This is a genomic window from Streptomyces sp. B8-7, assembly GCF_058833805.1.
In genome coordinates this window covers 1,722,822-1,737,532 of record NZ_JBYRRL010000001.1, presented here as the reverse complement: position 1 = coordinate 1,737,532, position 14,711 = coordinate 1,722,822, and the positions used below count along the sequence as shown (strand labels likewise).

12 protein-coding genes are annotated in these 14,711 nt (G+C 68.6%); 7 read left to right on the top strand and 5 right to left on the bottom strand.

The features are described from left to right. Positions 1-436: 436 nt before the first annotated feature. Positions 437-1,063, bottom strand: a complete 627-nt coding sequence (locus AC5K6T_RS07265; protein WP_493206634.1) for an NUDIX domain-containing protein — start codon at positions 1,061-1,063, stop codon at positions 437-439. Between the two features lie 105 nt (positions 1,064-1,168). Next, entirely contained in the window at positions 1,169-2,833 is a 1,665-nt protein-coding gene (pyrG, locus tag AC5K6T_RS07260; protein ID WP_493206632.1) for a CTP synthase, read from the bottom strand. A gap of 536 nt (positions 2,834-3,369) precedes the next feature. Between pyrG and AC5K6T_RS07255 the strand changes: the two genes are divergently transcribed. From AC5K6T_RS07255 to AC5K6T_RS07245, 3 genes are all read left to right on the top strand, one after another. Next, a complete protein-coding gene (locus tag AC5K6T_RS07255) occupies positions 3,370-5,175 on the top strand; it encodes a glycoside hydrolase family 15 protein (RefSeq protein ID WP_493207398.1) in 1,806 nt (601 codons plus the stop codon). A gap of 401 nt (positions 5,176-5,576) precedes the next feature. Further along, positions 5,577-6,125 (top strand): TnsA-like heteromeric transposase endonuclease subunit, encoded by a 549-nt coding sequence (locus AC5K6T_RS07250; RefSeq protein WP_493206630.1) that lies wholly within the window; start codon positions 5,577-5,579, stop codon positions 6,123-6,125. Further along, on the top strand, positions 6,122-7,855 hold the full coding sequence (locus AC5K6T_RS07245; RefSeq protein WP_493206628.1) for a Mu transposase C-terminal domain-containing protein: 1,734 nt from the start codon (positions 6,122-6,124) through the stop codon (positions 7,853-7,855). The genes AC5K6T_RS07250 and AC5K6T_RS07245 overlap by 4 nt, the downstream gene beginning before the upstream one ends. Positions 7,856-7,872: 17 nt before the next feature. Here AC5K6T_RS07245 and AC5K6T_RS07240 read toward each other — a convergent pair whose 3' ends face one another. After that, positions 7,873-8,760 (bottom strand): IS3 family transposase, encoded by an 888-nt coding sequence (locus AC5K6T_RS07240; RefSeq protein ID WP_493206627.1) that lies wholly within the window; start codon positions 8,758-8,760, stop codon positions 7,873-7,875. Beyond that, positions 8,757-9,056, bottom strand: a complete 300-nt coding sequence (locus AC5K6T_RS07235; protein ID WP_461025418.1) for a transposase — start codon at positions 9,054-9,056, stop codon at positions 8,757-8,759. The genes AC5K6T_RS07240 and AC5K6T_RS07235 overlap by 4 nt, the downstream gene beginning before the upstream one ends. A 142-nt stretch (positions 9,057-9,198) precedes the next feature. Here AC5K6T_RS07235 and AC5K6T_RS07230 point away from each other — a divergent pair, with 142 nt between their 5' ends. From AC5K6T_RS07230 to AC5K6T_RS07215, 4 genes are all read left to right on the top strand, one after another. Next, positions 9,199-9,558 carry a hypothetical protein gene (locus tag AC5K6T_RS07230; protein WP_493206626.1) on the top strand — a complete coding sequence of 120 codons (360 nt, stop codon included), beginning with the start codon at positions 9,199-9,201 and terminating at the stop codon, positions 9,556-9,558. A gap of 13 nt (positions 9,559-9,571) precedes the next feature. Next, complete coding sequence (locus tag AC5K6T_RS07225; protein WP_493206625.1) at positions 9,572-10,696, top strand: AAA family ATPase; 1,125 nt, start codon at positions 9,572-9,574, stop codon at positions 10,694-10,696. Then, a complete protein-coding gene (locus tag AC5K6T_RS07220; RefSeq protein ID WP_493206623.1) occupies positions 10,693-12,561 on the top strand; it encodes a TniQ family protein in 1,869 nt (622 codons plus the stop codon). Before AC5K6T_RS07225 ends, AC5K6T_RS07220 begins: the two co-directional genes overlap by 4 nt. A gap of 74 nt (positions 12,562-12,635) precedes the next feature. After that, positions 12,636-13,160 carry a hypothetical protein gene (locus AC5K6T_RS07215; RefSeq protein WP_493206621.1) on the top strand — a complete coding sequence of 175 codons (525 nt, stop codon included), beginning with the start codon at positions 12,636-12,638 and terminating at the stop codon, positions 13,158-13,160. Between the two features lie 81 nt (positions 13,161-13,241). On the opposite strand, the gene AC5K6T_RS07210 is transcribed toward AC5K6T_RS07215, so the two are convergent. Continuing rightward, positions 13,242-14,348, bottom strand: coding sequence for a hypothetical protein (locus AC5K6T_RS07210; protein WP_493206619.1), 1,107 nt, complete (start codon positions 14,346-14,348; stop codon positions 13,242-13,244). Positions 14,349-14,711: the final 363 nt, after the last annotated feature.

The window sequence follows — 14,711 nt, the reverse complement described above, 5'->3', positions numbered from 1 at the left end:
GGACTCCGGTCCGGGCGCTTCCAGAGCCTAGTTCACGCTCTGCGACGTTCCCGGCGAGCGCGGCGGAGCGGGCACGACACTCCCCCGATCGGATCAGCGGATGGTCGGACCGACAGGCCGCCGGCCCCTTCCGCCGGCCGGCTCCTCCCGGTTCCTCCCGGCTCCTCGCGGCTCCTCGCGGCTCCTCCCGGCCCCTCCGGCTTCCCCGCTCCTCCCGACTCCTGCCGGCCCCTGCCGGCCCCTGCCGGCTCCTCCCGGCCCGTTCCGCCTCCCGGCTCCTCCCGGCCCCTCCGGCTTCCCCGCTCCTCCCGACTCCTGCCGGCCCCTGCCGGCTCCTCCCGGCCCGTTCCGCCTCCCGGCTCCTCCCGGCCCCTCCGGCTTCCCCGCTCCTGCCGCCCCTTCGGCCCCCGTGTTCCCCGCAGCCCCCGTGGCAGCCTCAGGCCTCGAACGGCCGCGCGGGCCACGGGGCGTGGGCCGGGCGCAGCGCATCCGTTCCGTCCCCCTGCCGGGCGGCGACCAGCGACAGCACCCCCACCACGAGGCAGTTGTTGTGCAGCTCCCCGGCCAGCACCCCCCGCACCAGCTCGTCCAGCGGCACCCGGGCCAGCTCCAGGTCGATCTCCTCGTGCTCGGCCTCGAAGCGCTCGCCCTCGGCCTCCGACAGCTCCCGGGCGAGGAAGACGCGCACGGCCTCGTCGCAGCCGCCCGGCGTCGGGTACACGTCGGTCAGCACCCGCCAGGACTCGGCCTTGACATGCGCCTCCTCGTACAGCTCGCGCTGGGCCGCGTGCAGCGGGTTCTCGCCCGGCACGTCGAGCAGCCCGGCCGGGATCTCCCACAGCCTGTGCCGTACCGGGTGCCGGTACTGGCGGATCACCAGCACCCGGTCCTGCTCGTCGAGCGCGAGGACGGCCACCGAGCCGGGGTGGACCTGGTAGTCGCGCCGCACCACCGCGCCGTCCGGCATGACCACGTCGTCGGTGCGGACGGAGGTCTTGTTGCCGGTGAACGGGGTCTGCGAGGCCCGGGTCTCCCACTCCTCGGGGGTGTCCTTGAGCGTCATGCCTGTCCTTCCACGTGCGGAAAAGAAACCGGGGTGCGAACCGTTGAGGGTCCGCACCCCGGTCACCGTACAACTGGTGTGCCCTTGAGACGTCTTCCGCCGCCGTCAGCCCTGCTGGCGCTGCACGGCCGCCTTGACCAGTCCGGCGAACAGCGGGTGCGGGCGGGTCGGCCGCGAGCGCAGCTCGGGGTGCGCCTGCGTGGCCACCAGATAGGGGTGGACGTCGCGCGGGTACTCGACGTACTCGACGAGCTTGCCGTCCGGGGAGGTGCCCGAGAAGACGATGCCCGCCTTCTTCTCCAGCTCCGCGCGGTAGGCGTTGTTCACCTCGTAGCGGTGGCGGTGCCGCTCCTCGACGTACTCCTTGCCGTCGTACACCTCGCGCACGATCGACCCCTCGGCCAGCTTCGCCGGGTACATGCCCAGCCGCATGGTGCCGCCCATGTCGCCCTCACCGGCGACGATGTCCATCTGCTCGGCCATGGTGGAGATGACCGGGTGGGAGGTGGCAGGGTCGAACTCGGTGGAGTTGGCGTCGGAGATGTCGGCCAGGTGGCGGGCCGCCTCGATCACGATGCACTGCAGGCCCAGGCAGAGGCCCAGCAGCGGGATCTTGTGCTCGCGGGCGTAGCGGATGGCGCCGACCTTGCCGAGCACTCCTCGGTCGCCGAAGCCGCCCGGGATGCAGACCCCGTCGACGTCGGCGAGCTGCGCCTTGGCCCCGGCCGGGGTCTTGCAGTCGTCCGAGGTGACCCACTTGATCTTGACGCGGGTCCGGTTGGCGAAGCCGCCGGCGCGCAGCGCCTCGGTCACGGACAGATAGGCGTCCGGCAGGTCGATGTACTTGCCGACGAGTGCGAGGGTGACCTCGTGGTCGGGCTTGTGGACGCGGTCCAGCAGGTCGTCCCAGGTCGTCCAGTCCACGTCGCGGAACGGCAGGTCCAGTTTGCGGACGGCGTAGGCGTCCAGGCCCTCGCCGTGCACGGTCTTGGGGATGTCGTAGATGGAGCGGGCGTCGGGGCAGGCCACCACGGCCGCCTCGTCCACGTCGCACATCAGCGAGATCTTGCGCTTGATCGCGGTGGGCACCTCGCGGTCGCAGCGCAGCACGATCGCGTCCGGCTGGATACCGATGTTGCGCAGGGCCGCGACCGAGTGCTGGGTCGGCTTCGTCTTCAGCTCGCCGGAGGGGCCGATGTAGGGCAGCAGCGAGATGTGCACCACGAAGACGTTGTCCCGGCCCACCTCGTGGCGGACCTGGCGCACGGTCTCCAGGAACGGCAGCGACTCGATGTCGCCGACCGTGCCGCCGACCTCCGTGATCACGACGTCCACCTCGTCCGTCGCCATGCGGCGGATGCGGTGCTTGATCTCGTTGGTGATGTGCGGGATGACCTGCACCGTGTCGCCCAGGTACTCGCCGCGCCGCTCCTTGGCGATCACGGTGGAGTACACCTGGCCGGTGGTGACGTTGGCGGAGCCGTCCAGGTCGCGGTCGAGGAAGCGCTCGTAGTGCCCGATGTCCAGGTCGGTCTCGGCGCCGTCGTTGGTGACGAAGACCTCACCGTGCTGGAACGGGTTCATCGTGCCCGGGTCCACGTTCAGGTACGGGTCGAGCTTCTGCATCACGACGCGCAGCCCACGGGCCTTGAGCAGCATGCCCAGGCTGGAGGCCGTCAGACCCTTGCCGAGAGAGGAGGCGACACCCCCGGTGACGAAGATGTGCTTGGTCGTCGTGACGGTGCTGTTCCGAAAAGCGTGCGGCGGCATGGCCAAGAGGGGGCTCCCGTGGTCGCTGTCTGGGGGTGCGGTGCGGCTGCTGGTGCGGAGAGTTCCGCCGGTGCCGTCGCTGCGGTTCGGGGGTGCCTGCTCAGCTGCGGAACACCCACCGGTCCACGGGCTACCAGCGTAACAGCGCCTGGACCCGGCGGTGTCCGGCCACGCTCCGTGCCGGTGCGGACACCGTCCAGATCCGTGTCACGCCCTGTCCCTCGCGGCTCACCCGTAGCTCACTCGATCGGCGCACCCGCGTTGCCCGGAGGGGCACACACAGCCTCCGTGTGCGTCGTATCCTGCTCGGACACTCGCTGTCGAGCCGGCCGGACAACACGGCACCACCCCCGCCCGTACCACCGGAACAACGAGAGCTCGTCAGTTCGTCGAGCAGTCGAGCACCGCCTGCCGGCCGTGTCCCACGGACCGGCGACGGTGTTGCCTCGGGTTCGACGACGCGTTACAACGACCCCTTGACCGCACCAGCGACCGCCCCTTCGCGGGGTGACGTGGCCGTTCGACTGGAGATGCACGTGGCCGGGCGCATCGAAGACTACGCACTCATCGGAGACATGCAGACCGCGGCACTGGTCTGCCGGGACGGCACAGTCGACTGGCTGTGCCTGCCCCGCTTCGACTCGCACGCCATCTTCGCCGGCCTGCTGGGCACCGAGGAGCACGGCTTCTGGCGGATCGGGCCGGCGCACGGCCCCGACACCGAGCCGCCGGCCGCGGCCCGGCGCTCCTACCGCGGTGACTCGCTCGTCCTGGAGTCGGAGTGGGACACCCCCCGCGGTACCGTCCGGGTGACGGATTTCATGCCGCCGCGTGACGGCGCCCCCCAGCTGATCCGCATCGTGGAGGGCGTCACCGGCCGGGTGCCGATGCGCTCGGCGCTGCGGATGCGCTTCAGCTACGGCCGGGTGGTGCCCTGGGTGCACCGCAACGAACAGGGGCGCACGGTGGCCGTCGCGGGCCCCGACTCGGTGTGGTTCGACACCGAGGCCGAGACCTACGGCCACTCGCTGACGACGTACTCCGACTTCACGGTGGCCCCCGGCGACCGCATCGCCTTCACGATCTCCTGGCAGCCCTCGCACAAGGACGCCCCGCCGCTGCCGGAGCCCGAGCAGTCGCTGGCGGCGACCGAGGACTTCTGGCGCGACTGGGTCGACCAGTGCACCTACCACGGCCCCTACCGGGAGGCCGTGGTCCGGTCCCTGATCACGCTCAAGGCGCTGACCTACGCGCCCACCGGGGGCATCGTCGCCGCGCCCACCACCTCCCTTCCGGAGGACGTGGGCGGGGTGCGCAACTGGGACTACCGCTACACCTGGCTGCGGGACGCCGCCATCACCCTGTCCTCGCTGCTGCGCACCGGCTACCGCGAGGAGGCCCGCGCCTGGCGCGAGTGGCTGCTGCGGGCGGTGGCCGGGGACCCGGAGAACCTGCAGATCATGTACGGCATCGCCGGCGAGCGCGAGCTCGGCGAGGCGGAGCTGGACTGGCTGCCGGGCTACGAGAACTCCGCCCCGGTCCGGGTCGGCAACGGCGCGGCCCACCAGCTCCAGCTCGACGTGTACGGCGAGGTCACCGAGGCGCTGCACCTGGCGCACATGACCGGCCTGGCCCGCAACGACTACGCCTCGCTGCTGCAGCTCAAGCTCATCCGCTACCTGGAGGACCACTGGCAGGAGCCGGACGAGGGCATCTGGGAGGTGCGCGGCCCGCGCCGGCACTTCGTCCACTCCAAGGTCATGGCCTGGGTCGCGGTCGACCGCACCATCAAGCTGATCGAGTCCGGCGACGCGGACGGCCCCCTGGAGCGCTGGCGCGAGCTGCGCGACGACATCCACCGGGACGTGTGCGAGAAGGGCTACGACAAGGAGCGCAACACCTTCACCCAGTCCTACGGCTCCAGGGAGCTGGACGCCTCGCTGCTGCTGATCCCGCAGATGGGTTTCCTGCCCCCGGACGACAAGCGGGTGATCGGCACGATCGAGGCGATCCAGCGGGAGCTGTCCACCTCCGACGGCTTCATCCTGCGCTACCCCACCGAGGGCAAGGACGAGGGCGTCGACGGTCTGCCCGGCGACGAGGGCGCCTTCCTGGCCTGCTCGTTCTGGATGGCCGACGACCTGGCGATGATCGGCCGGGTCGACGAGGCCCGCCAGCTGTTCGAGCGGCTGCTCGCCCTGCGCAACGACCTCGGACTGCTGGCCGAGGAGTGGGACCCGTCCCTGCAGCGGCAGGTCGGGAACTTCCCCCAGGCGTTCAGCCACGTCCCGCTCATCGACACCGCGCTGCGGCTGACGGCGTCCGGCGCCTACGGAGGCTGACACCCGTGTGGGATCCCGTTCCCCGTGTCGGATTCCGTGCGGGGATGTCGTAGCCGTGTCGGATACGACAGGTGAGCGGGATTCATGCCTCTGACTCAAGTAGTTCCACTCTTCGTGTACCGGACCGTCCCGGTCGTCATCAACGCAGACGGCCGGGGCATGCCCACGGCGTTCGGTGGCCGATCAGGCCGCCGTGGAGAACGCGAGGTGGGGTCCGGTGAGTACGACAGATCTGGCTGCGTCGGTACAGGTGAGTGTCCGACAGGCCGACGAGTGTGTGGTGGAGGACTTGGAGTGGGCGTCCGCGCCCCTCGATCTCCTGCGGCACGCACAGCCGTGGCGGACGTTCCGCTGGTACAAGGGGTCAGCAGCATTACTCGGGGACGTACTGGGCGGCGACGGTGCGCGACCACGTGATCTACGAGTCGCGGCTGGAGCTGGCGCGGCTGCTGTTCGCGGACTTCGCCCCGGACGTCCGGCACGTCGTCGCTCAGCCATGCCTGCTCAAGGCCGTGGTCGAGGGCAGGCTGCGGCGGCACATCCCGGACTATCTGCTGCTGACCGATGACGGACCGGTGGTCGTGGATGTCAAGCCGCGTCATCGACTGGAACGGCCGAAGGTCGCGTTCACGTTCGCGTGGACTCGTGCGGCGGTCGCCTCCCGCGGATGGCGTTATGAGGTCTGGAGCGAGCCGGATCCTCATGAGCTGGAGAACGTCCGCTTCCTCGCCGGCTACCGCAGGCACTGGCTGTTCGATCCGTGCCTCTTGGACGGTCTTCGGGCCTGTGAGCTGGAGGGGCTCTCGCTGGGCGAGGCTTTCCGGCTGCTGCCCGACCGGCCCCGGCCGGTGGTGAAGTCGGCGGTGCTGCACCTGCTGTGGTCGGGGCACGTGACGACGGACCTGGACCGCCCGCTCAGCCCGGAGCACGTGCTGAGGAGGGCCGCATGAGCGGGGCGGGAACGCGGCTCGGGGTCGGCACACGCTTCCGGCTCGATGGCGAGACGGTCGAGGTCGTGGAGTTCGCGAGCCTGGCCACGGGCATGGAGGTCATCCTCAAGGACGCCCGTGACCGGCTGGTGCGGATGTCTGTACGGGAACTGCTGACCTCGGACCGGGCTGAGGTGATCCCTGAGGACCGGGGGCCAGCCGCCGACGACGAGGGGGACCTGGTCTCCGTGGTGCTGGCCCGGCTGACCAAGGAGGAACGCAAGGACGTTCTGGAACGAGCCGAGCATGTCCGGGAGACGCTGACGGGTTACCGCTCGGGTTCCGAGGAGCTGGCGAGGCCCGGTGAGCCGCGGCCTGAGTACGCTCCCGGTCTATCGCTGGGGAAGCGGTATGCGGCCAAGGCGTCCGAGTTGGGTGTGACCGTGCGGTCGGTGGAGCGCTGGGCACGCGCGTTTGTCGAGAGCGGTGAGGCGGGGCTCGTCCCGAAGAGGGCTCAGGCGGAGGGCGGGCTGTCTCATGCCGATCAGCGCTGGGTGGAGGTGGCTGAAGAGGTTCTGGGCGAGTACGAGGAGGAGTCCCGGCCCTCGATCAAGCTCGTGCTGGAGCGAGTCGAGGCAAGGCTGGAGGAGCGTTTCGGGCCCAAGGTGGTGCCGCTGCCGAAGCGGACGGCGGGCTATCGGTGGATGCACGAGCTTGACCGGCGTCATCCGACATTCCGGCTCAGTACGAAGCGCAACCGTGAGATCGCGGCTCGTCCCGCTGGCGTCTACGGGAAGCTGCGGCCCACCCGGCCGGGCGAGTACGTGCTGATGGACACCACGCGGCTGGATGTCTTCGCCTTCGACCCGGTGACGCTGAAATGGGTGCAGGCGGAGCTGACGGTCGCGATGGACTGGTACACCCGCTGCATCACCGGCATCCGGGTCACGCCGGTGTCGACGAAGGCCGTCGACGCGGCGGCCGTCCTGTTCCAGACCTACCGGCCCCGGCCCGTCCCGGAGAACTGGCCGAAGGAAGCGGCCTGGCCCGATCACGGGATCCCCCGCGGTGTCCTGGTGGAGGCTGAGGCGGTCCATGGCCCCGTCACGGCGGCCGTCGGCCCGGCACTGGCAGCGGAGACGGTCATCGTCGATCACGGCAAGATCTACCTCTCCGCCCACCTGACCAGCGTCTGCCACCGGCTGGGCATGTCGATCCAGCCGGCCCGACTACGGACGGGCCGGGACAAGGGCCCGCTGGAGAGATTCTTCAGGACCGTGCGGGAAGACCTGCTGCAGCTACTGCCCGGCTACAAGGGCCCCGACATCCATTCGCGGGGACTCAACCCCGAGAAGGACGCCTTCTTCTTCCTGCACGAGCTTGAGGCGATCATCCGCGAGTGGGTGGCCTGTGTGTATCACCGCAGGCCACACAGCGGTCTCGTCGACCCGCACCTGCCGAGTGTGGACCTGTCGCCGGCGGCGATGTTCGAGCACGGGCTCGCGCGGGCCGGCTACATCGAAGTGCCGCGTGATCCAGATCTGGCCTACGAGTTCCTGGACGTCACGATGAGGACCGTCCAGCACTACGGCGTCGAGATCAAAGGACGGCGCTACGACGGTCCGGGACTCGACGGCCTGCGGGACATGGCCGGGTCGGACATCTCGCTGTCCCAGCGGCGGCTTGAGTTCTTCGCCGACCCCGATGACGTCACCCGCGTCTACTTCCGCGACGCTGAAGTTTCCCCGTGATCTCGGACACGTGATCGCTATGCCGCGAGAGCGTGCTGGTGCCGTTGCCTGGTTTCGGCCGGGGTGAGGTGGCCGAACGTGCGGTGCTTGCGTAGGCGGCGGCGGTTGTAGAAGGTCTCGATGAAGGAGAAGACCTCGGCGCGGGCGGTGGCCCGGTCGGGCCAGGTACGGGTGCCGATCTCTTCCTTGAGCAGGGCCCAGAAGCTCTCCGCGGCGGCGTTGTCGAAGCATGATCCGGTGCGTCCGCAGCTCTGCCGCAGCCCCAACTTCCCTATTCGTTGCCGGAACTGAGTCGAGGTGTATTCGCTGCCGCGATCGCTGTGAACCACGCAGCCGGGCTCGAGTCCGCCCCGGCCGTGGGCCATGTCGAGAGCGTCGACCACCAGCTCGGCGCGGTGGTGGTCGGCCATGGCGTAGCCGACGACCTCGCGGGTGGCCAGGTCCAGCCAGCAGGCGAGGTAGAGCCAGCCCTCGGCGGTGGGCAGGTAAGTGATGTCGCCGACCAGCTTGGTCCCGGGGCGCTCGGCATGGAAGTCGCGGCCGATCAGGTCCGGGGCCGGCTTCGCTCTCGCGTCCGGCCGGGTCAGCGAACGCCGTCTGCGCCGGGTGACGCCGCGGATGTCGCGCTCACGCATCACGCGGGCGACGCGCTTGCGGTTCACCCGTCGGCCCAGGCGGCGCAGTTCGGCATGGATACGTGGGACACCGTAGGTGTGCCGGGAAGCGACGTGCACCACGGTGATCTCGTGTGCGAGGGCGTCGTCGGCGGCCTGCCTGGCACAGCGGGCGGCTTCGCCCTCGCACCAGGCGTAGTAGGAGGAGCGGGCGACCTTCAGCACCCGGCACAGCAGGACGATCGGATAGTTCGCCTTCTCCGCATGGATCAACCGGTACAGCTCGCTCACCGGTCGTTCTCCTTCACGAAGAAGGCCGTCGCTTTTTTCAGGATCTCGATCGTCTGCTGCTGTTCACGGACCTCCTTGCGCAGTCGCTTGAGCTCCTCGCGCTCGACGCTGGTCAGCTCACCGGACGTGCCCTCGCCCTGGTCCGCCTTCGCCCGGCGGTACCAGCCGCGCAGGGACTCGGAGCTGATGCCGAGTTCCCGGGCGACGGCGGTAACCGTCTTGCCCGAGGAGTCGACGAGCGCGATCGCGTCCCGCTTGAACTCCTCGGTGTACCGCTTCGTGTACTTACTTCCCACCTGGTGCTACTTCCTCTGGAACCTCAAGATCCCAGTCTCCAGGTGTCCACGATCAAGGGGAAGCTTCAACGCCGAGCGAAAGTGGCACACACTGCGCTGGAAACACGCACCGAGTCTCCAGATGCCGCTGAGCGAGGAGGCTTTGCAGTTCGCCCGGCGCCTGGCCACCAAGCAGTACACCTACCCGAACGACCGGCTCGCCGTCGCACTGCTGCTGGAGCGGTGGAACCTCGGACTCGGCAATTCCCTGGTCGAACGTCGCATGGCCCTGAGGCTCTCCCGCGAACAGGCCGCCGTGGACCTGCCCAAGGCCGAAGTCTCCGAAGTCGACGTCCTGCCGTCGGTCGCCCGCGTGCTCTCCCTTCCCGAACAGCCCTCGGCCCTGGCCATTGAGTCGGGCGAGGCCGAGCAGGGGGATGACGACGCGGACGGCCTGGAGGAACTGGACGAAGAACTCGACTTCTACGCCACGGCTTTGAAGGACGTTGACGACGATGAGTAGGACGCCGCGCACCTTGACCGAGGAAGCCGATCTGCGCACCCGGCTGGACCACCTCACGCTGTCTCGCAAGGAAGGCTTCGACCGGTTCGCCAATGCTCCACGACGAGTACGTCCGGAGCTGCTGTCCCGTCGGCAGTTGAAGAAGCTGGGTGATGAGGCGCTGACCGAGTACAACCGCGCTCGCCGCAAGTGGCACGCGAACCTCGGTCCGCTCGACACCCCGCAGATGCAGGCCCTGCACGAAGACCTGTGGGACATCTTCGACAGCAACGACCAGGACGGCGACAAGGTCAAGGGCGGGATCGCCCTCGACGCCTTCCCCGGTCTGGGCAAGACCACCGCCGTGCTCGCCTTCGCCCGCAAGCTCCACCGCCGCATCATCAAGGAAGAAGGCAAGTACACCGACGAGGGCCACGAGCGCTGGCCGGTCTGCCGCGTCGGCCTGACCAGCAACACCGGAATGCGCGATTTCAACAGGGCCATTCTGGAGTACTTCAGTCACCCGGGCCGTCACCGCGGCACGACTGCCGAATTCGGCTACCGCGCACTCGATTCCGTTCTGTCCGCAGAGACAAAGCTGCTGATCGTGGACGACCTGCACTTCCTGAAATGGCGAAACAAGAGCGGTATTGAGGTCAGCAACCACTTCAAATACATCGCCAACGAATTTCCGGTGACCCTGCTGATGGTCGGCGTCGGCCTGGAAAACCGGGGCCTGTTCAGCGAGGGAGCGAGCTACGAGGACGCGGTCCTCGCCCAGACCGGACGCCGCACGACACGGCTGGGCATGGAACCGTTCGACATCAAGACCGAGAAGGGACGCCGCGGCTGGCGCGACACCCTCCTCGCGATCGAGGAACGCGTCGTCCTCTCGGACGGGCACCCCGGCATGATCGCGGATGACCTGTCCGACTATCTCTTCGCCCGCAGCACCGGACATATCGGCTCGCTCATGACGTTGGTCAACCGCGGCTGTCAGAGAGCCGTACGCACTGGCGTCGAGCGCCTGGACACACAACTACTGGACCGGGTGAAGAACGATGCCGCGTCCGAACGGGCCCGCCGGGAATGGCAGGACGCGCTCGAGGCCGGGAGGCTCGTCAGCCGGCCCGGGCAGCAGCGGAAGAAGGCGTCGTGAGTGAACCCCGGACTCTGGCGATCCGCGTCCTGCCCCAGCCCGGCGAGAGCCTGGACAGCTGGCTGGAGGCACTCGCCCGTCGCTCCTGGACATCGCTGTCCGCGCTGCTGGACGCGCTCGGGCTGCCGACGCAGGAACGCACTCACCACCTCTTGACCGGGCTGCCTCCGGAAATGTTCCAACGGTTGAAGAAGCAGCTGAACCTGCGTGCTGGAGTGCTTGAGCAGTCCGTCTTCCCCGCCGCCCTCTTCGGGCGCCGGGCCCCTCACTGGCGCTTCTGTCCCCAGTGCCTGAGCGAAGGGCAAGGACGCTTCCCGATCCGCTGGTGGCTGCCCTGGACCTTCGCCTGCACCAAGCACCAAGCGCTGCTTCACAGACGCTGCCCCAGCTGTCACACCGAGCCGCGTGTGTTCCTGCCCAGGTCCGTTCACCTGCACCCGCCCGGGCACTGCATGCGCCGCACGGGCCGCAGGACGGTCTGCGGAGCAGATCTCGGTGAACTTCCTGCCCTCGCGCTCCCCCACGGGCACCCCCTGCTTCAGGCCCAGGAACTGCTCAGCGCTCTGCCCGTCCATCAGCGGATGGCTGCCGACCGAACCTTCAGAAAGGTCGACAAGTGCCTTTCGCCACTCGTGGAGTCGATGTCCGCTTCCGACCTGCTCCCCCTGAACGACGCCGCTCGAGATGCCTGGCAGAACGTGCTCGCCGACGTCACCGACCTCAATTCCGGGATCGGGATCTGGCGGGTGCAGGAGCGGCGACGTACCGTCCTGACCCGCGACTTCCTACAGCGCGAGCACACAGAAGGCGGAACATCTTTCCGCGTGATCGCCGAGGTCCACAGAATTCCACGGCAAGTCATCATCCAGCACGCAAAGAATCTCGGCATCCAAGTTCACCCCGGGACCCGTCCTCGCATCATCGACGACGAGGAATTGCTCCGTGAGCAATACCTTGACCGCACCCGCAGCATCGAAGACATCGCCCAGGAGCTCGGCACCAGCCACACCGTCGTCATTCGGCACCTCAAGAATCTTGGTATTCCCCGGCGCCCGTTCGGCCCTCGCAGCATGACAGCGTTCATCACGAAGCTGGATGAATCGGTGCCGCGCGACATTCGGGCGGCGGTGGAGGGGACCCTGCACGGCTGGCTCCGCCTCCGGCGGTTCCAGATCAGCATGGCCTTCCCCAGCCTCACAGCTGCCGCCCGGCATCTCGACCTCATGCTGAGCGTGCTGGACAGCCAGTTCCTTCAGCTCGAGCAGGACATCGGCACCCGGCTGTTCCACCGGTCCGTCCGCCACGCGCCCCAGCGGCCCACCGCACGCGGCGCGACGCTCCTTCATGACCTCGAAGACAGCCAGGTCCAGTCGCTCATGCAAAACGCACTCGGATCTCGCCTTGATCCACTACCAGCCGCCGACGCCGTCGATTTCGCAACCGTTGTCGTCGACGGCGAGCGCGCCGCCCTCACGGTTCTGCACACGCACGCACCGCCCCCTCAGCGCCTGAACATCCCCGCACCTCTGCATCCTCTCCTCAGCCACCTCCTGCACCACAGCGACGAGGAAACCTCCGTATCCCAGATCCACACCACCACCGGCATGCCGTTCAACACCGTCTACAAGCAGATCAAGCGCCTGGAAGCAGCCGGCTGGGTCACGAGCCGCCTCGAAACCCATGCTGAGCGGCCAGCCGCCGCACGCCGACGCACCTTCTACTCGCTCACCCCCGCAGCGCATCAAGCCGCTGCCACGACTGCCGATGTCCCGCGGCATGACTTCGTGCACGAGAAACGCGGTTCTGGCACAGATCTTGGGGAGTCGTCGCAGAGTGTCACCGGGGCAGCAGCACGAGTTGGGTAAGTCCGCAGGGCGGTTTGCCGGGACGGTCGAAATTTCCGGGCACTCTCGCGAGCCGTGCTGGCATCGTATGAATCATGGCAGCGATAGACGACACATCCGACCCTGGCAGCCCTGTCCACAGCGCGTATCCGCCCCTGCTGGAGGCAGCATGGCTGTATCAGGCGGATCAGGTGTGCCCGGAAGACCTCCCGATGACCGCTGCCCAGGCACTCGCAGTCGGAATGGACGCGCCAGCCCTGTGCGAGCTCGCCGGTCTGCCGCGTCGTGCGGACCCCCGGGACATCCGTGGCATATTCGAGCAGGCTCTTCAAGAATTGGGGATCAGGCTGCCCGATCGTTACATGGCCCGACGATACGCGCTGCGCAGGCTGGCCGCGCGATTCGTCGCCGGGGAGGTCGATCTTGCCGAGTTGGCATCGGACGAGTGGTCGGAGACCGAGGTCGAGACCGCTGAGGAGCAAGCATTCTTGGCGCTACTCCCGTCATGCGCGTGCTGCATCGAGTACACGCTGGGGCTCGACGAGGCGGCATGGGAAGCACAACTGCAGATCGCGGCCTGTGCCTTGGTCTCACACCCCACTGTCGGCCCGCGCTTCTGACGATCGGGGTCAGAAGATTGGACAGCAGTGTCGACCACTTCAGGAAGCACGTGAGGCTGGTGTTGTTCGATTGCCGGACGGTTAGAAGAGGCCAGCCGAGGTGCTCTGCGTGAGGTTCTCGAGGATCGTGCGCAGCCACGGGCTGCGCACGGCTGGTAGCCGGACCAAGGTGTGTTGGAACGTTCCCCGGTCGGCCCGGAACAGGTGGTTGGGGAGCAGCGGCAGCGGGTCGTCGCGGAAAACGTCTTGGGCTATGCGGCCCGACGCGGGAACCGGCAAGTTCCGTTCGGGAGAGACCAGCCACAGCCACACCCCAAGCGGCAGGGGCACCAGGTATGCCGATGCGGCCGGGTCGGCAGGGGTCCAGGTCCGGCCCGTCTGGGGATGGACGGGGACGAGGAGGATGTCGACGCCCGCGGCCGGGGAGGGCTGTCCCGGTCCGGCCAGGACGGCGCGCCGCTTCAGGGTGTCTGCCGGCAGCAAGGCGTCGAGCGCGCGTTGGAACACGTCCGCGGTCAGGCCGTCCGGGACCTTCACCGGCTGCCCCTGGGAGGCGATCAGCAGGTGGGCGAGCGCCTGACCGGCTGCCGCCTCCCACCGCGGACTCCACGACCAGTAGTGGTTCGGCCCCAGCCGTCCTCCCCACGTGGCGATCGGCTCGAACGGGGGCGTTTTCTCCCCCGTCTCCGCCAGCTCCGCCCAGGAGAAAGGCGCGGCGTGGATACCCTCAACGGGGACGCGGTGCACAACGTCCGAGCCGAGTCGCACCATCTGCCAGAGCGAGCAGTCGTCGACCCTGGTTGCCACGGGGAGGTCGCATGCCTCGCAGGCCATATTGGGCCCGTCGGCGCCGTCGAAGCCACAGCAGGCACCGCCACGCTTCTCGGGAATCAGCCGGGTTCCACGGATATCACCGGGCGCGATGACACTCGCCCCGGGCGTGCCGTCGGACAGGGCGTGGACCGGCGCGTAGATACCGCGTGCCTCAGCCTCGCCCGGATCAACCTCGTCCCACAGCCGCCACGGCCCTCCCCAGGGATCCGGGTCCACAGCAAACGTCCCTGACTCCATGAGCACCGGAAGCTGGGCACCGTTCCCGGAATGCTGACGGGCATGGACCGGCAGTGAGACCTGGGACAGCGGAATGGTCAACTCGGCACCGCATCCCGCACACACGAAAACGAACAAATTTCCTCCGGCTGGGAACCGGACGCATCTTCGCAGCTCACCGGCAGCCGGCCAACATGTTTTCTCATCCGCTGAGGAAAACGACAGACCCACAGGACAAAACCACCGACAGAACAACAGGACTGCTCCATGAAACACCAGGTCAGGAGACCTAACGATGAACCAGACTGGCGAAACCTACAACCCGCGCCCCGGCCGGCCCGGCGGCTGACCTGCCCGCCCCCGGCCGGCCCGGCGGCTGACCTGCCCGCCGCCGGCCCGTGCGGCGGCCGACGTGCGCACCCCGCGGGCGCGTCCGTGGCCCACCTGCGCGTCCCCGGCCCGTGCGGCGGCCGAAGAGCCGCGCCGCCCGGTGAGAGGGGC

Excerpts from the sequence above, each read along its gene's own strand:
- AC5K6T_RS07245 (WP_493206628.1), top strand. The coding sequence starts at position 6,122 with ATGAGCGGGGCGGGAACGCGGCTCGGGGTCGGCACACGCTTCCGGCTC.
- AC5K6T_RS07265 (WP_493206634.1), bottom strand. The coding sequence starts at position 1,063 with ATGACGCTCAAGGACACCCCCGAGGAGTGGGAGACCCGGGCCTCGCAG.
- pyrG (WP_493206632.1), bottom strand. The coding sequence starts at position 2,833 with ATGCCGCCGCACGCTTTTCGGAACAGCACCGTCACGACGACCAAGCAC.
- AC5K6T_RS07215 (WP_493206621.1), top strand. The coding sequence starts at position 12,636 with ATGGCAGCGATAGACGACACATCCGACCCTGGCAGCCCTGTCCACAGC.